The following is a 16,997-nucleotide window of genomic DNA, read 5'->3' as shown; positions in this document are numbered from 1 at the left end:
CTACCGATCAGGGCATTTTCTACAAGCTGCAGCAGCAGGCGCCGGACAAGGAGTTCATCATCGCCCCGACTGCAGGTAATGGCGCGACCTGCCGCAGCTGTGCCAACTGTCCGTGGATGGCGATGAACGAACTGGAATCCCTTGACCAGGTGTTTGGGCGCACCGACAACGAAGTGTTTGTCGACCCCGCCATCGGCGAGCGGGCCATGGTGCCTCTGCGGCGCATGCTGGATTTTGCTGCCGGTTTGCGCAAAGGCGTGATCGGCAACGCCTGACTGCCGCACCTCGCCGGCCGCACCTCGCCGGCCGCACCTGGCCGGCCGCACCTGATTAGATTTCCATGCGTTGGCGCAGGGTCGCGACGTCGCGCAAGCGTTCGTTGAGGCGTGCGGCGGTGACGTGATCGCTGCCCACCAGCTTCATCGCATAGTTGAGCTGGCGCTCGGCCTCATCCATGTTGCCGGTGAGGATGAAGTATTCGGCGCGCGACTGGTGCAGGCCGACGATATTCCCCGACAGGCCCTGCACTTCAGCCAGCAGGTACCAAAGCGCCGGGTCGTCGGGCCGGTTCCGGCTCTGGTCCAGCAGTGCCGCTTCTGCCAGGTGCGGCTTGCGACCCTGCATCAGCGCGGTGGCATAGGCCATGGTCAGCGGGTGGTTGCCCGGCGTCAGCTTGAGCTCTCCGGACAGCAGCTCGGCGGCCTTGTCAGGCTCGCCCCGGGTCATCAGGATTTCCGCGTTGGCCAGCTTGTATTCCAGTCGGTCAGGGCTTTGTGACCAGATGCTGTCGAGCTCCAGGGCGGCCTGGTCGACGCGGCCAGCCTCGGTCAGGGCCAGTACCAGGCCATAGGTGGAGGCTTCCCGCGAACGGGTATCGCCGTCCAGTTCACCGCGGAATTTCTGGATGGCCTCCTCCGGTGTGGCGGCCAGGTGATTGATTACCCTGGCGCGCATCAGCTGGTACTCGGTGTCGTCGCGCAGCGGCGGTCGGGTGTATTGGCGGGCCCGGTTGCGGGTATCGGCGATGCGGTTTTCTGACAGGGGGTGGGTGCGCAGGAATTCCGGGATGCGGTTGCCGCTGGCGTAGCGCGACGCCTGCATCATGCGCTCAAACATGGAGGCCGCGGCGTGGGGATCCATGCCCGCCGCCACCACGGTTTGCATGCCGACCCGATCTGCCTCCGATTCGTTGCCGCGGCTGTAGCGCAGCGCCGAATCCTGGGCCGCAGCCTGGGCGGCGGACAGTGCCGCCATGCCAGCTTCGCCGCCGGCTGTGGCCAGCAGGACAAAGCCGGCCAGCATGGCCGCCAGGTTCAGGGGTTGCTGGCTGCGCTGGAACTCCACCCGGCGCGAGAAATGGCGCTGGCTCAGGTGGGCGAGTTCGTGCGCCAGCACGGTGGCCAGTTCGTCCTCGGTCTGGGCGTAGAGGAGCAGGCCGTTGTTGACGCCAACCACCCCGCCTGGCACCGCAAAGGCGTTGATCTCGGGGCTGTCCACGATTACCAGGTCTATCCGGCGGTCCTCCAGCTGGCTGTGCGTTGCCAGGCGGTAGACAAGGTCTTCCAGGTAGTCGAACAGCAACGGGTCATCGACAATCGGCGCCCGGTTGCGGAAAATGCGCAGCCAGGTGCGCCCCAGCTGGTATTCGTACTCGGCCGAAAACAGACTGGTACTGGACTCGCCGAGGTTCGGCAGCTTGAGCCCTTCGGTGGCGCGCAGGTCCGCGCCCGGCAGGAGCAGGGCGAGCAGCAGCGCCAGTGTGGTGGCGTTCAGCCGGGCGCGCTTTGGGGGACGTAAACTCATACCAGGGGTCTTCACCGCGGATTGGGCGCCGGATATTTTCCGGCGAGTTGTTCATTGTACGCCAGCTGCCTGTTGTCGGCCCAGCACCGGTACTGGCCTTGGGATGGCGGCAGCGCGGAAAAGTTCAATCCAGTTTGGGGTGTCGGCAGCGAATGGATATACTCGTGCGCCACGCTGACAGGAGACTGAGAACAAGGTGACAGATGAAGTGGCGGTAGAGGTGGACGCCTGCGGGCTGCAATGTCCCATGCCCCTGCTGCATGCCAAGCGCGCCCTGAATCGAATGCAGTCCGGCGAATGCCTGCGGGTACTGGCTACAGACCAGGGCTCGGTACGGGATTTCCGGGTATTCGCCGAGCAGTCAGGGCATACTCTCCTGGCGTCAGAAGAACGTGCTGGCGTCTATATTTACCTTTTGCAGAAGTTGTAGGCACCCGGGACCGAATCCATGCTGGATATCTTCAATAAATGGTACAAACGCTACCTGTTCGAGGAAGAGTCGGTACTGTTGCTGGTGCTGCTGGTCGTCGCGGTGCTGCTGCTGATGACCATAGGCAATATCCTCGCCCCGGTGCTGGCATCCATTGTGCTGGCCTACCTCATGCAAGGCCTGGCCGGGCGCCTGCAGGCCACCGGCTTGCCGTCATGGGTTGGGGTTACGGTCGCCTACATCCTGTTTATAGGCATCTTTTTCGGTGTGACCCTGGGGCTGCTGCCTCTGGTGTGGCGCCAGCTGGTGTCCCTGGCGACGGAAATGCCGCGGATGCTGGAGCAGGGCAAGCAGTTGCTGGCAGTGTTGCCGGCGCGCTACCCGGAGATTTTCAGCCAGCAGCAGATAAATCAGATGGTCGGTCTCGCCCAGGCGGAAATGGGCGGGATGGGGCAGAAGCTGGTGACCCGGTCGCTGGCGACCATCCCCAGCATCCTGACCGTGCTGGTCTACATGATCCTGATCCCGATCCTGGTGTTTTTCTTTCTCAAGGACCGGCAGTTGATCCTGTCCTGGCTGGGGACTTTCCTGCCCACGGAGCGGCCCCTGCTGCGGCGTATCTGGACCGAGATGGATACCCAGGTCGCAAACTACGCCCGCGGCAAAGTACTGGAAATACTGATCGTGGGCTCGGTCAGTTACCTCAGTTTTGTCCTGCTTGGCCTCAACTATGCCGCTCTGCTGGCCCTGTCCGTCGGTCTGTCGGTGATCATTCCCTATCTGGGGGCGGCACTGGTTACTTTCCCGGTGCTGCTGGTGGGATATTTCCAATGGGGTTTTGCCAGTGAATTTTATTACCTGGTGCTTGTCTACTTTGTTATCCAGGGGCTGGACGGGAATGTTCTGGTGCCGCTGCTGTTCTCCGAGGCAGTGAACCTGCACCCGGTTGCCATCATCCTGGCGGTGCTGTTTTTCGGCGGTATCTGGGGAGTGTGGGGGGTATTTTTTGCCATTCCGCTCGCCACCCTGATCAAGGCTGTCATCAATGCCTGGCCCACTCCGATGGAAGGGCCGGGCCACACCAAGACTCTGGAGTAAGGCATGCAAGCAACACTCTTCGGCCGCTGGCTGCGGCCGCTGGCAGGCAGCTTTGTGCTGTTGTTTCTGGTGGCCTGTGCCACCGCCATCCTGCCCGGTGCCGGGACCCAGCCGGTACAAAGCCCGAATGACGACTATGCCTACCGTTACCTGACCCTCGACAACGAGCTGCAGGTGCTGCTGATATCCGACCCGGGGGCACCCAAGGCCGCCGCCGCGCTGGATGTCCTGGCGGGCAGTGGCGATAACCCGCCCGGCCGCGAAGGACTGGCGCATTTTCTCGAGCACATGCTGTTTCTCGGCACCGACAAGTACCCAGAGGCCGGCGACTATCAGCAATACATTGCCGAGCACGGTGGCAGCCACAACGCCTACACCAGTTTCGAACACACCAATTATTTCTTTGACATTCAGGCACCCCACCTTGAAGACGCTCTGGACAGGTTCTCCCGCTTTTTTATTGCACCGCGCTTCGACGAGGGCTATGTCGAACGGGAGATGAATGCGGTGGAAGCGGAATTCCAGATGGGGCTGCGCAGCGACCCGCGACGGGGGCTGGATGTGTTGCAGGCGGTGATGAACCCCGAACACCCCTTTAGCCAGTTCACCGTAGGCAGTCTGGAAACCCTGGCGGACCGGCCCCAGGCTCCGATACGCGATGATCTGCTGCGCTTCTACGAACAGCATTACTCCGCCAACAAAATGCGGCTGGTGGTCTTCGGCGCTGAATCGCTGGATGAACTGGAGGCGATGGTAGTGCCCCGGTTTGCGCCGGTACCGAACCGGGGTATCGAAACCGGGGTGATTGCTGCTCCCCTGTTTGCCCCCGACGCTCTGCCCATGCTGGTCAAGGTGCAGCCCCAGGCGACCCTGCGCCAGCTGGAGGTGTCGTTCCCGGTGCCGGATTATCGCAGTGCCTACCGCAGCAATCCGCTCGGTTACCTCGGCAACCTCGTTGGGCATGAGGGCAGCGGCAGTCTGCTGGCCCGGCTGAAGGAGGAGGGCCTGGCGGAAAGCCTCGGCGCCGGTTCGGGGCTTGGCTGGCGCGGCGGCGCCCTGTTCAGCGTCAGTGTCGGCCTGACCGAGGAGGGTCTGGCACAGCGCGAGCGGGTGCTGCAGCTGTTGTTCGCCTATCTGGAGATGTTGCGCCAGGAGGGGCCCCAGCAATGGCTGTATGATGAGCAGTCGCGTCTGGCCGAGCTGCAGTTTCGCTTCCGGGAGAAATCTGAACCCATCAACTACGCCAGCGCCCTCGCCAGCGGCATGCACTACTACGCTCCCGAGGACATTCTCCGCGGCGGCAGCCTGATGTCCGACTACGATCCCGTCATGCTGGCGGAATTGCTGTCGCGGGTGGTTCCCGATAATGCCCTGGTGACCCTGAGCCACCAGTCGCTCGAAGTCGACCGGGAATCCCCGTTCTATATGGTACCTTACAGCGCCGAACCGGTGCCGCCGGAACGGCTGCAACGCTGGACCGCCCCGGTGCAGGGTGTCGGCCTGGCCCTGCCGCCTCCGAATGAGTTCATCGCGGAGGATACCAGTCTGGTGTCCTCCAGCCCGGTCGCCAGCGCGCCGGTCAAGGTTCTGGCGGAAACCCGGCAGGCGGTATGGTTCGGGCAGGACACGGAATTTACGATTCCGCGCGGCGCGCTCTACATCAATTTCCGCTCGCCCGAGGTGGGGGAGAGCGCGACCCAGGCCGCCGCCGCGGTGCTGTATACCGCGCTGCTGAAGGACGCCGTTACTGAGTTTGCCTACCCGGCGCAGCTCGCGGGGCTCAACTTCGATGTCTACAAGCACGCCCAGGGTATCAGCCTGCGGGTCAGCGGTTACAACGACAAGCAATTGTTGCTGCTGGACCGCCTGCTGGATGTGGTCCAGGCGTCCTCGTTTGGCGAGCAGCGGTTCGACAATATTCGCGCCGACATGATCCGCAACCTGGAGAACAGCGTGGCCAAGCGCCCCAGCAGCCAGGTAATTGATGACCTGCGCGAGGCGCTGCTGCACGGTGAGTGGGGCGAGGAGAGCCTGGTCCGCGCTCTGCAGGGCATTACCCTGGCGGAGCTGAACGGATGGGTGGAGGCCTTCTGGGCGCAGGCAACCGCCGAGACCATGCTCTACGGCAACTACGAGGCCGCCATTGTGCCCCAGTTGGCGGCGCGGGTCGGTGAGCTGCTGGGTGAGGGCGAGCCGCCTTCCCTGCCACCCCTGCGGGTGACCCGTATTGCACCGGGCGAAAGCCTGTTCTATCCGGTCGCGGTCGATCATGATGACGCGGTGGTCGGCTGGTACCTGCAGGGTCGCGATCGCAGTTGGCGGGATCGGGCAGCGACAGCGCTGACGGCGCACATCATCAAGACCGGGTTCTTCCAGGAGTTGCGCACCGAGCAGCAGTTGGGCTACGTGGTCAGCGCATTCCCCTGGCCGCAGCTGGACATCCCCGGCTTGATGCTGTTGATCCAGTCACCCAGCGCCTCCGCGCCCGAGGTGACCCGTGCGATCGATACCTACATGGACGGGGTGACGGGCGCGCTGGATGAGGAACAGTTCCTGCGCTATCGCAAGTCGCTGGTGGCTGAGATCCAGCGCCCGGACAAGAATCTGTGGGAGCGGGCCGAGTTCTACTGGCAGTCCATCGCCAAGAAGGAGTTTGCCTTCGACGGCCGCCAACAAATGGCGGACGCGGTGAGCAGTTTGACTCTGGAGGACTGGAGCGCCTATTTCACCGGCGTGTTCCGCGAGCAGCGCCACTCCCTGCTGGTAATCGCGCCGGGCAGGGCGAACTCCCAGCCGGAGGGCTACGGAGAGACTGTGGAGTCCGCGGCCGCGCTCAAGGCCAGGCAGGCGTTCTTCACCATCGAATAGTATCCATTCTTTTTTGGTCGCGCATGGCAATAAGATGGTTCTATAAAGGAACCATCGGTTTGTCACGCGGCCTGTCTTGGTGTACCTTGCGGCTGCTGTTTTCACTGACTTTGCTTCGATTCGCGCAAGAGTTGGAGTCGGAGTCTATACTGTCGGCAGCGGGGGAATCGCAGAAAGGTTCTAATTTGACACTATAAAATTGCCCCGCTTCCCAGCCTCAACCTCTCGTCAGGAGCGATAGCCGCATGACCGAAGACAAGGACCCGATCGAAACCCGGGAGTGGATGGAAGCGCTCGATGCCGTGAGCAAATACAGTGGCCCCGAGCGCGCCGCCGAGCTGCTGGTAGAGCTCGCCAAGCACGCCACGGAAACCGGGGTCAGGCTGCCGACCGCCATCACCACGCCATTCCGCAACACGATTGCGCCCCAGGACCAGAAAATGATGCCCGGCGACCTGTTCATGGAGCGCCGCATCCGCTCGCTGGTGCGCTGGAATGCCCTGGCCATGGTCATGCGCGCCAACGATAATGACGAGGGGCTGGGTGGGCACATCTCCAGCTTCTCCTCCAGCGCGACCCTCTACGATGTCGGCTTCAACTACTTCTTTCGCGGTGCGGAGGCCGAGCACCCCGGTGACCTGGTGTTCTACCAGGGCCACAGCGCACCGGGCATGTATGCCCGCTCCTATCTTGAAGGACGCCTGAGCGAAGAGCAGCTGGACAATTTCCGCCGTGAAGTGGACGGCAACGGCCTCTCCTCCTATCCGCACCCCTGGCTGATGCCCGACTACTGGCAGTTCCCGACGGTGTCCATGGGCCTGGGGCCAATCCAGGCGATCTACCAGGCCCATGTCATGAAGTACCAGCAAAGCCGTGGCCTGCTGGAGCACGGCGACCGCAACGTCTGGTGCTTCCTCGGCGATGGCGAGTGCGACGAACCCGAGTCCCTGGGGGCCATCTCAATGGCCGGGCGCGAGCGTCTGGGCAACCTGATTTTTGTGGTCAACTGCAACCTGCAGCGCCTGGACGGACCGGTGCGCGGCAACGGCAAAATCATCCAGGAGCTGGAGGGCGTATTCCGCGGCGCCGGCTGGGATGTGCTCAAGGTCATCTGGGGCCGCAAATGGGATCCGTTGCTGGAAAAGGACACCACCGGCCTGCTGCAGCAGCGCATGGATGAAGTTTGTGACGGCGAGCTGCAGAACTACAAGTACAACGGCGGTGCCTACACCCGCGAGCATTTTTTCGGCAAGTATCCCGAGCTGCTCGACCTGGTCAGCGACCTGTCTGACGAGGACATCATGTACCTCAATCGCGGTGGTCACGATCCCTACAAGGTCTACGCAGCCTACGCCGAGGCAGTCGCCCAGCACGAGCGTCCGACGGTTATCCTGGCGATGACCGTGAAGGGCTACGGCACCGGCGAGGCAGGGGAGGCCAACAATGAAACCCACTCCCTGAAGAAACTCGACCTGGACAGCCTCAAGGCATTCCGCGACCGTTTTGGTATTCCCATCTCGGATGCCGAATTGAAGGACGTGCCGTACTACCGGCCGGCGCCGGACAGCCCCGAAATGCGCTATATGAAAAGCCGCCGCGAGGAGCTGGGCGGATCCATCCCGGCCCGGCGCAAGGACATGGAGTTGCTGGAGACCCCGTCGCTGGCGGCTTTCGACAATCAGCTCAAGGGCAGCGGCAAGCGCGAGATTTCCACCACCATGGCCTTTGTGCGCATGCTGTCCACCCTGGTGAAAGACAAACAGATCGGCGAGCGCGTGGTGCCGATTGTGCCGGATGAGGCCCGCACCTTCGGAATGGAGGGCATGTTCCGGCAGCTCGGTATCTACTCCTCCATGGGGCAGCGCTACACGCCCCAGGACGCGGGGCAGATCATGTTCTACAAGGAAGACCAGAAGGGGCAGATCCTGGAGGAGGGCATCAACGAGGCGGGCGCCTTTTCGGCCTGGATCGCCGCGGCAACGTCCTACAGCACCAGCGGCTATTCCATGGTGCCGTTCTATATTTTCTATTCCATGTTCGGCTTCCAGCGCATTGGCGACCTGGCCTGGGCCGCCGGCGACAGCCAGGCCCGCGGCTTCCTGATCGGCGCCACCGCCGGTCGCACCACGCTGAACGGGGAGGGCCTGCAGCACCAGGATGGCCACAGCCACCTGCTCGCCAGCACCATCCCGAATTGCGTCAGCTATGATCCCGCCTACGCCTACGAGCTGGCGGTTATCATTCAGGACGGCCTGCGGCGCATGTACCGGGAAGGGGAGAACAAGTTCTACTACATCACCACCATGAACGAGAACTACCAACAGCCGGAAATGCCGCAGGGCGTTGAAGAGGGCATCGTCCGCGGCATGTACCAGCTCAAGCGCTCCAGTCGGAAGAAAGGGCCTCGGGTGCAGTTGATGGGCGCCGGCACGATCCTGCGGGAAGTGGAGGCCGCCGCAGCCCTGCTGGAGCAGGACTACGGCGTGGCCGCGGATATCTGGAGCCTGACCAGCATCAATGAGCTGCAGCGAGAGGGCAAGGCGGTTGTGCGCTGGAACCTGCTGCACCCGGGAGAGGAGCCACAGGTCCCGTGGCTGACGACACAGCTGGAGGGCCACGACGGTCCGGTGGTGGTGGCCACGGACTATATGAAGGCCCATGCCGAGCAGTTGCGCCAGTTCATTCCGCGTCCCTACATGGTGCTCGGCACCGATGGCTACGGCCGCAGCGATACCCGTGACCGCCTGCGTCGGTTCTTCGAGGTGAGTCGCGAATACGTGGTGCTGGCAGCCCTGCGGGCACTCGCCGACGAGGGCGCGGTGAAACCCGCTGTGGTGGTGGACGCGATGCAGGCACTCGGCATTTCCGCCGACAAGCTCGACCCGCTGACGGTATAACGGTACAGGATACGAAGCGCATGGCTAAGAAACAGGTAACGGTACCGGATATCGGCGGCGCGGAAGGCGCCGAAGTCATTGAACTGCTGGTCGCGGTGGGCGACGAAATTGAACTGGAGCAGAGCCTGCTGGTGCTGGAATCGGACAAGGCGTCCATGGAAATCCCCTCGGACGTGGCCGGCAAGGTGCTGCAGGTGCTGGTGAAGGTTGGCGATGAACTGGCCGAGGGCGCCCCCATCCTGGTGGTGGAGACAGCGGGGGAGGAGGCCGGGGATGCCGACGAGCCCGCGCCGCCCAGGGGGGGGCAGGCGGAGCCTGCCGCGGCAGCGGCCGCAGAGCCGGAGGAGCAGGCAGCAACTACCGCCGCTGCGGACAAGGATGGCGGTGCAGCCGCCGAGGACAGTACCGGCGCTGTCCGGGAAATCACCATCACGGTACCGGACATCGGCACCGAGGACGACGTGGATCTTATCGAGTTCAGCGTCCAGGTGGGCGACCAGGTCGAGGAGGGCGACTCGCTGGTGGTGCTGGAGTCGGACAAGGCATCCATGGAGGTGCCCTCGACCCATGCCGGCACCGTTGTGAAGTGGCTGGTGAAGGAAGGCACAGCGGTGCGCCAGGGCGATCCGCTGGTGGTGCTGGAACATGCGGGCGGTGGTTCCGACCGCAGCGAGCCGGCACCACAAACGGATTCTGCCGCGACTGCTTCCGGCCAGGCCGAGGTCGCGGTGGAGCAACCAGCCAGGCGTTCGGCCACAGAGCGGGTAACCGCTGCGGAAGCGACGCCGCCGCGGGTACCCACGGATGAGCAGATCGTCTATGCGGGGCCCGCTGTGCGCAAGCTGGCACGGGAACTGGGTGTGGATCTCACCAAGGTGTCCGGCAGTGGCCCCCGTGATCGGGTGTTGAAAGAGGATGTACAGGGCTTCGTGCAGCGGGCATTGAGCGGCAAGGCTGCGGCAGTCACCTCGGGCTCCGGGATTCCCGCTGTGCCGGAAGTCGATTTCAGCGCTTTTGGAGAGACCGAGGCCGTGGCCCGGACCAAGCTGGACAAGCTGACCGCCGCCAACATGCAGCGCAGCTGGCTCAATGTGCCCCATGTCACCCAGTTCGACGATGCGGATATCACCGAACTGGAAGCGTTCCGCAAAGCGCTCAAGGCCGAGGCGGAGCAGCGCGGCACCAAACTGACCCCGATGCCCTTCCTGCTCAAGGCCTGTGCCATCGCCCTGCGGGACAACCCGAAGTTCAACGCCTCCCTGTCAGCGGATGGCGAAAACCTGGTCTACAAGCGCTACACCCACATTGGCATGGCCGTGGATACGCCAGCGGGCCTGATGGTGCCGGTGATCCGCGACGTCGACCAGAAATCCCTCTGGCAACTCGCCGAGGAAGTACTGGAGATGGCCGAAAAGGCTCGCGAACGCAAGCTCAAGCCGGCGGAGATGCAGGGCGGCTGCTTTACCATTTCCAGCCTTGGCGGTATTGGCGGCAACGGCTTCTCGCCCATCGTCAATACGCCGGAAGTGGGGATCCTCGGCGTGTCCCGGGCCAGCGTCAAGCCGGTCTGGGACGGGCAGGCCTTCCAGCCCCGCACCATGCTGCCCCTGTCCCTGTCCTACGACCACCGGGTCATCAATGGTGGCGACGCCGGCCGTTTCTGTACCCAACTGGTGGCATTGCTCGGGGATATACGCCGCCTGCTGTTGTAGACGGCGCTTGGCGATCCGCAGCCCTCGCGCCAGACCATTGACCGGAACGGAGTGAGGGCTGGCACGCGACCTGCTAGTACATTGGGAACAAGCAGGTGGGGAGAAGAGCGAGGTGATGGGGAAAAGCGACTCACCGACAGACTGGCGCGAACAGTTTCTCCAGCAGCAGCTGTTGCCGGCTGGCTATCTCGAGCAGGCCGCGCGCTGGTTCGATCCGGTCGTCGCCAGGCTGGCGGCGCACCGTTCTGGTGCGAATTGCCCGCTGGTGGTGGGCATTAATGGTGCGCAGGGCTCGGGCAAGACCACGCTCAGCGACTACTTCTGCCAGTGGTTGGTGCAGGAAGCGGGCTTGCGCGCCCTGTCCCTGTCCATCGACGATGTCTATCTGACGCGGCTCCAGCGCCAACGGCTGGCGGCGCAGGTACATCCCCTGTTCAGTACCCGCGGCGTCCCCGGCACCCACGATATTACCCTGCTGTTGCAGATCCTCGAGGCCCTCGGTTCGGCGCCGGAAACCCAGCCGGTGGCGGTGCCGAGATTCGACAAGGCGCGGGACGACCGCGCGCCGGCGGAACAGTGGCCGCGGGTGCAGCCGCCGCTGGATGTTATCCTGCTGGAAGGCTGGTGCCTCGGCGCTGCGCCCCAAACTGAAGCGGACCTCACCCAGCCCTGTAATGCCCTGGAGCGGACTGAAGACAGCGAGGGCCGCTGGCGCCGCCATGCCAACGATTGCCTGGCCGGTGACTACGCCCGGCTGCACCAGCGGGTCGATGTCTGGCTGATGCTGCGGGCGCCGTCCTTCGACGAGGTATTGCGCTGGCGCACCGAGCAGGAACGCAAGCTGGCCGCGGCCCAGAGCCCTGTGGCCGGTTCCCGGGTCATGGATGAAGCGGCTCTCGCCCGCTTCGTCCAGCACTACGAACGCCTGACGCGGCATTGCCTGGCCACCCTGGCGCCGCGCATGGAGGTGGTCTGGGAGCTGGACCGCGAGCGGGTGATCAGTGCCTGGCATGGCCCCGGGGTGCCCGAATGAGCCCCCTGCTGTTGGTGTTCAGCGACCTGGACGGCTCACTGCTGGACCACCACAGTTACAGCTTTCAGGCGGCCCTGCCCGCTGTTGAGGCCCTGCGCGAGTGCGGGATACCGCTGATCCTCTGCAGCAGCAAGACCCGGGCCGAGATTGAGCCGCTGCGCAGAGAGCTGGGCAATAGCGATCCATTCATCGTGGAAAATGGTGCGGCGGTGTTTGTTCCCGCTGCAAGTCTGGACCGGACGCCGCCCGACTGCAGGCCCGACGGGGACGGCTGGGTACGCGAGTTCGCACCGCCCCGGCAGCGCTGGTTGCTGGAGCTGGCGCGACTCAAGCCTGAGTTTGGTGCGCAGTTCACGCATTTCGAGGCCATGGGCCTGGACGGCGTGATGGCGGCCACCGGTTTGCAGCCGGAGGCTGCCACGCGCGCGCTGCAGCGCGACTACAGTGAACCGGTGCTCTGGCGGGGCGACGCTGCGGGCCGCGAGGCCTTCGCTGCGGCCCTGTCCGCGTCCGGGGCCACGGTGCTGCAGGGCGGGCGTTTCCTCAGTGTGGCGGGCGATTGTGACAAAGGCGCGGCGTTGCGCTGGTTGCGCAATTGCTACCAGCGAGTGGATCCGGCACGGGATGTGCATGATCTGGCCATAGGTGACAGCGCCAATGACAGCGCTATGCTCGAAAGTGCGCGCCATGCGCTCGTGATCCGCTCCCCGGTGCACGGCTTCCCGCCGTTACAGCGGCAGGAGAATACCCGCTACAGCGAGGAATTCGGGCCCGCAGGTTGGGCGCGGGGAGTGCTGGAGTGGCTGCAACACCTGGACCCGTATTCACAGGAGTGACCGCCATGGGCGATTTTTATCAGAACGGTATTATCACTACCCTGCACAAGTTGTCCCACCGCTCCATCGACGACATGGAGCAGGAGTTGCTGCGCTTCTCCCGCTCCCGCCCGCTGGGCCTGATACTGCCCTCCCTGTTTTCCGAGCTGGAGGGTGAGGCCCTGCCGCACATCGTCGAGGAGTTGCAGGCGGTGCCTTACCTGGCGGAGATCGTGATTGGGCTGGACCGTGCCGACGAGGCCCAGTACCGGCACGCGCTGGGGTTCTTCGGCAAGCTGCCCCAGCGCCATCGGGTACTGTGGAATGACGGGCCGCGGCTCAAGGCCCTGGACGCCGAGCTGCAAGCCCGCGACCTGGCGCCCAAGGAACTCGGCAAGGGCCGCAACGTCTGGTATTGCATGGGCTACACCCTGGCCTCGGGGCGCGCCGAGTCCGTGGCCCTGCACGACTGCGATATCCTCACCTATGACCGCAGCCTGCTGGCGCGGTTGATCTACCCTGTGGCCAATCCGCAATTCAACTACGAGTTCTGCAAGGGCTATTACGCCCGGGTGGCGGACGGCAAGATCAACGGCCGGGTCAGCCGCCTGCTGGTAACGCCCCTGCTGCGGGCCTTGATGAAGACCCTGGGAGACATGGAGTACCTGGACTACATGGACAGCTTCCGCTATCCGCTGGCGGGGGAGTTCTCCTTCCGTCGCGATGTGCTGACGGACATCCGCATTCCCAGTGACTGGGGCCTGGAGATTGGCGTGCTGTCGGAAGTCTACCGCAACTACGCCAACAACCGCCTGTGCCAGGTCGACATCGCCGATGTCTACGATCACAAGCACCAGGAAATGTCCCGTGAGGACTCCACCCGGGGTCTGTCCAAGATGTCCATCGACATCGCCAAGGCCCTGTTTCGCAAGCTGGCTACCCGCGGCGTGACCTTCAACAGCGAGACCTTCCGTTCCCTCAAGGCCACCTATTACCGCATCGCCCTGGACTTCGTCGAGACCTACCACAACGATGCGGTGATGAACGGTCTCACCCTGGACATCCACAATGAGGAAGTGGCGGTGGAGATGTTTGCGGAAAACATCATGAAGGCGGGGGAAGCGTTTCTTGAGTACCCGATGGAGCGGCCCTTCATACCCAGCTGGAACCGCGTGATCAGCGCCGTTCCCGATGTTCTGGAGCGGCTGTGGGATGCCGTTGAGCAGGACCAGGTGGAGTTCGGGGGTAGCGGTGGATAGCAGCGTCGACAGTCCCCTGCAGCGCCTGCGGGAGCGGTTGCTGCAGCACCTGCTGATGATCTACGACGGGGTGCCGGCGGTGCACCCGGACGCGGCCATGGTGGAGCAGCTGCTGGCGGCGATGGGGCTGGGCCGGGAAGTCGAGGCGCCCCAGCCTCACTGCAATCACTGGAGCGAGCGCGATGCGCTGCTGATCACCTACGGTGACAGTGTGGTGGCACCGGGGGAGAAGCCGCTGCATACCCTGAAACGGTTCCTCGACCTGCACGTGGCGGGGGTCCTCAGCGGTGTGCACATCCTGCCGTTCTACCCCTGGACGTCGGATGACGGCTTCGCCGTGCTGGATTACTCCAGCGTCAATGAGGCCCTGGGGAGCTGGGAGGACGTCAGCGCCATTGCCGACGATTTCGACCTGATGGCCGACCTGGTCATCAACCACTGCTCCAGTCGCAGCCCCTGGTTCGAGAATTTTCTCCGCGACGAAGCGCCCGGGCGCGGTTACTTTTTTACCGTGCCACCCGACACCGACCTCGCCGCGGTGGTCCGGCCCCGTACCTCGCCTCTGCTGCGGGAGGTGGAAACCGTACGGGGTACGCAGCACGTCTGGTGCACCTTCAGCCACGACCAGGTTGACCTGGACTTCCGCAATCCGGAGGTGCTGCTGCAGTTCGTCTCCATCCTGCGCCTGTACCTGGATCGCGGGGTGCGCATTCTCCGTCTCGATGCCATCGCCTTCCTGTGGAAGATCACCGGCACCAGTTGCCTGAACCTGGAACAGACTCACGAGGTGGTGCGCCTGCTGCGGACCCTGCTCGAGCACGCCCGCCCGGACGCGATGTTGATCACCGAGACCAACATCCCCAATCGCGAAAACCTGTCCTATTTTGGCAATGCCAACGAGGCCCATTGCGTCTACAACTTCTCGCTGCCGCCGCTGCTGATCAACACTCTGCTCAGCGGCGACTGCACCTATCTGCGGCACTGGTTGATGAGCATGCCGCCGGCGCAGAATGGCACCACCTACTTCAACTTCATCGCCTCCCATGACGGCATCGGCCTGCGGCCGGCGGAGGGCTTGCTCAGCGAGGAGGAGCTGTCGACACTGATCACTGCCCTGGAGGGATTTGGCGGGCGGGTGTCCTGGCGCGCGCTGGAGGGCGACGAACGGCGCCCCTATGAGGTCAATATTGCCCTGTACGATGCCCTCCGGGGCACGGTGCGCGGTGCGGATACCTGGGGCCTGGAACGCTTTGTCTGTGCCCACGCCATCATGTTCGCCCTGGAGGGCATTCCCGGCCTCTATATCCACAGCCTGCTGGGCACGCGCAATGACTACCAGCGTCTGGAGCACAGCGGCCAAAGTCGTGCCATCAACCGCCACCAGTGGTCGCTGGCGGCGCTGGAGAAGGAACTGGCCGACCCGTACAGTGATCACTCCCTGGTGTTGAACCGGCTCATTGCCCTGCTGCGTCTGCGCGGAGCGCAGCCGGCCTTTCACCCCAATGCCACCCAGTTCACCCTGCAGCTGGGCTCGGCGCTGTTTGGTTTCTGGCGCCAGAGTCTCAACCGTCGACAGAGCATCTTCTGCATCAGCAATATCACCGATCAGCCGCAACCACTGAACCTGCTGGACATCAATCTGATCGACGATCACGGCTGGGGTGACCTGATCAGTGGCGAGCGCTATTCCAGCAGGGACCTGCAGTTGCTGCTGCAGCCCTACCAGACTCTGTGGATCACCAATCTTCCCAATCAGGGCTGAGGCGCTCCGGCGGGTGATTGCCAACCGGGGTCGAACCGCGATGTTGCTGTGCTACAATCAGGCCCTCCAGAACGGCGCTCCGGGGGGTGCGCCGTTGTCACCATGCATCGGGAACAATACCAACCATGATCATCAAGCCCCGCGTACGCGGCTTTCTCTGTACCACCACCCATCCTGTTGGCTGTGCCGCCAACGTTCGCCACCAGATCGACTACGTAAAGTCGCACGGCCCCCTTGAGAATGGCCCGAAAAGGGTGCTGGTGATTGGCGCCTCCACCGGCTATGGCCTGGCCTCGCGGATCACCGCCGCCTTCGGTGCCGGCGCCGCGACCCTGGGCATATTCTTCGAAAAGGAAGGTACAGAGACCAAGCCCGGTACCGCCGGCTGGTACAACAGCGCGGCTTTCCACGCTGTCGCCGAGGCCGAGGGGCTGTATGCGAAAAGCATCAATGGCGATGCCTTCAGCGACGAGATCAAGCAGAAAACCATTGCCACTATTCGCGAAGACCTGGGCCAGGTCGATCTGGTGGTCTACAGCCTGGCTGCGCCGCGGCGCCAGCACCCGGTGACCGGCGTGATCCACAATTCCACGCTCAAGCCCATTGGCAAGCCGGCGGTGCAAAAGGGTGTCAATACGGACAAGCAGGAAGTGCAGGACTTTCACCTGGAGCCCGCCACCCAGGAGGAGATCGACAACACGGTTGCCGTCATGGGCGGAGAAGACTGGCAGATGTGGATCGAGGCGCTGGATGAGGCCGGTGTACTGGCGGAAGGGGCGAAAACCACCGCCTACACCTATATTGGCGAGAAAATGACCTGGGACATCTACTGGCACGGGACCATCGGCGCCGCCAAGCAGGATCTGGACCGGCGCGTGGTGGGACTCCGCGAGCAGCTGGCGGGGAAAGGCGGCGATGCCCGGGTATCGGTGCTGAAGGCTGTGGTCACCCAGGCCAGCGCGGCCATTCCCGCGATGCCGATCTATTTGGCTATCCTGTTCAAGGTGATGAAGGCACAGGGTAGCCACGAAGGCTGTATCGAGCAGATCGACAGCCTGTTCCGTGATGCCCTCTACAGTCCCGCCCCGCAACTGGACGCCGAGGGCCGTTTGCGGGCGGACGGCAAGGAGCTGGACCCGGCGGTGCAGGCGGAAGTGGCGCAGTTGTGGGGACAGATCGATACTGACAACCTGCACCAGCTGTCGGATTTCGACGGCTATCGCCGCGAGTTCCTGCAGCTGTTCGGTTTCGAGGTCGACGGGGTCGACTACGAAGCGGACGTCAATCCTCTGGTGCCCATCCGCAACATGGTCTGAAAAA

12 protein-coding genes are annotated in these 16,997 nt (G+C 63.7%); 11 read left to right on the top strand and 1 reads right to left on the bottom strand.

Features of this window, described 5'->3' with window-relative positions; translation table 11 throughout:
• The coding region (gene nadA / locus RJQ10_RS11900) for a quinolinate synthase NadA (protein ID WP_350146834.1) at positions 1-275 on the top strand (275 nt) is incomplete at its 5' end.
• A 55-nt stretch (positions 276-330) separates the two neighbouring features.
• On the opposite strand, the gene RJQ10_RS11895 is transcribed toward nadA, so the two are convergent.
• A complete protein-coding gene (locus RJQ10_RS11895) occupies positions 331-1,803 on the bottom strand; it encodes a M48 family metalloprotease (protein WP_350146832.1) in 1,473 nt (490 codons plus the stop codon).
• Positions 1,804-1,999: 196 nt separating this feature from the next.
• Between RJQ10_RS11895 and RJQ10_RS11890 the strand changes: the two genes are divergently transcribed.
• The 10 genes from RJQ10_RS11890 (at position 2,000) to fabV (ending at position 16,993) form a co-directional block, all read left to right on the top strand.
• Complete coding sequence (locus RJQ10_RS11890; protein WP_350146830.1) at positions 2,000-2,233, top strand: sulfurtransferase TusA family protein; 234 nt, start codon at positions 2,000-2,002, stop codon at positions 2,231-2,233.
• An 18-nt stretch (positions 2,234-2,251) separates the two neighbouring features.
• Positions 2,252-3,331, top strand: a complete 1,080-nt coding sequence (locus RJQ10_RS11885; RefSeq protein ID WP_350146828.1) for an AI-2E family transporter — start codon at positions 2,252-2,254, stop codon at positions 3,329-3,331.
• Between the two features lie 3 nt (positions 3,332-3,334).
• Positions 3,335-6,199, top strand: coding sequence for an insulinase family protein (locus tag RJQ10_RS11880; protein WP_350146826.1), 2,865 nt, complete (start codon positions 3,335-3,337; stop codon positions 6,197-6,199).
• 245 nt (positions 6,200-6,444) lie between these two features.
• Entirely contained in the window at positions 6,445-9,096 is a 2,652-nt protein-coding gene (gene aceE, locus RJQ10_RS11875; RefSeq protein ID WP_350146824.1) for a pyruvate dehydrogenase (acetyl-transferring), homodimeric type, read from the top strand.
• Between the two features lie 20 nt (positions 9,097-9,116).
• Positions 9,117-10,808: a dihydrolipoyllysine-residue acetyltransferase gene (gene aceF, locus RJQ10_RS11870; RefSeq protein WP_350146823.1), complete on the top strand. Its 1,692-nt coding sequence runs from the start codon at positions 9,117-9,119 to the stop codon at positions 10,806-10,808.
• 115 nt (positions 10,809-10,923) lie between these two features.
• Positions 10,924-11,841, top strand: a complete 918-nt coding sequence (locus RJQ10_RS11865; protein ID WP_350146821.1) for a hypothetical protein — start codon at positions 10,924-10,926, stop codon at positions 11,839-11,841.
• On the top strand, positions 11,838-12,677 hold the full coding sequence (locus RJQ10_RS11860; RefSeq protein ID WP_350146819.1) for an HAD-IIB family hydrolase: 840 nt from the start codon (positions 11,838-11,840) through the stop codon (positions 12,675-12,677). The genes RJQ10_RS11865 and RJQ10_RS11860 overlap by 4 nt, the downstream gene beginning before the upstream one ends.
• A gap of 5 nt (positions 12,678-12,682) precedes the next feature.
• On the top strand, positions 12,683-13,915 hold the full coding sequence (locus RJQ10_RS11855) for a glycosyltransferase family protein (protein ID WP_350146817.1): 1,233 nt from the start codon (positions 12,683-12,685) through the stop codon (positions 13,913-13,915).
• Between the two features lie 55 nt (positions 13,916-13,970).
• Positions 13,971-15,677, top strand: coding sequence for a sugar phosphorylase (locus tag RJQ10_RS11850; protein ID WP_350146840.1), 1,707 nt, complete (start codon positions 13,971-13,973; stop codon positions 15,675-15,677).
• 125 nt (positions 15,678-15,802) lie between these two features.
• The gene (gene fabV, locus RJQ10_RS11845; protein ID WP_350146815.1) at positions 15,803-16,993 is read left to right on the top strand and encodes an enoyl-ACP reductase FabV; all 1,191 of its coding nucleotides are present in this window, start codon (positions 15,803-15,805) and stop codon (positions 16,991-16,993) included.
• Positions 16,994-16,997: the final 4 nt, after the last annotated feature.

It is taken from the genome of Haliea sp. (genome assembly GCF_040222615.1).
Lineage (GTDB): Bacteria > Pseudomonadota > Gammaproteobacteria > Pseudomonadales > Halieaceae > Haliea.
Note: the sequence above shows the minus strand (reverse complement) of the source record. Positions and strands in the feature narration are given on the sequence as shown.

What these genes read in the sequence shown, in the direction of transcription:
- RJQ10_RS11855 (WP_350146817.1), top strand. Translation starts at nt 12,683, where the DNA reads ATGGGCGATTTTTATCAGAACGGTATTATCACTACCCTGCACAAGTTG.
- RJQ10_RS11850 (WP_350146840.1), top strand. Translation starts at nt 13,971, where the DNA reads ATGATCTACGACGGGGTGCCGGCGGTGCACCCGGACGCGGCCATGGTG.
- RJQ10_RS11865 (WP_350146821.1), top strand. Translation starts at nt 10,924, where the DNA reads ATGGGGAAAAGCGACTCACCGACAGACTGGCGCGAACAGTTTCTCCAG.
- RJQ10_RS11860 (WP_350146819.1), top strand. Translation starts at nt 11,838, where the DNA reads ATGAGCCCCCTGCTGTTGGTGTTCAGCGACCTGGACGGCTCACTGCTG.
- RJQ10_RS11885 (WP_350146828.1), top strand. Translation starts at nt 2,252, where the DNA reads ATGCTGGATATCTTCAATAAATGGTACAAACGCTACCTGTTCGAGGAA.
- RJQ10_RS11880 (WP_350146826.1), top strand. Translation starts at nt 3,335, where the DNA reads ATGCAAGCAACACTCTTCGGCCGCTGGCTGCGGCCGCTGGCAGGCAGC.
- aceE (WP_350146824.1), top strand. Translation starts at nt 6,445, where the DNA reads ATGACCGAAGACAAGGACCCGATCGAAACCCGGGAGTGGATGGAAGCG.
- RJQ10_RS11895 (WP_350146832.1), bottom strand. Translation starts at nt 1,803, where the DNA reads ATGAGTTTACGTCCCCCAAAGCGCGCCCGGCTGAACGCCACCACACTG.
- fabV (WP_350146815.1), top strand. Translation starts at nt 15,803, where the DNA reads ATGATCATCAAGCCCCGCGTACGCGGCTTTCTCTGTACCACCACCCAT.
- aceF (WP_350146823.1), top strand. Translation starts at nt 9,117, where the DNA reads ATGGCTAAGAAACAGGTAACGGTACCGGATATCGGCGGCGCGGAAGGC.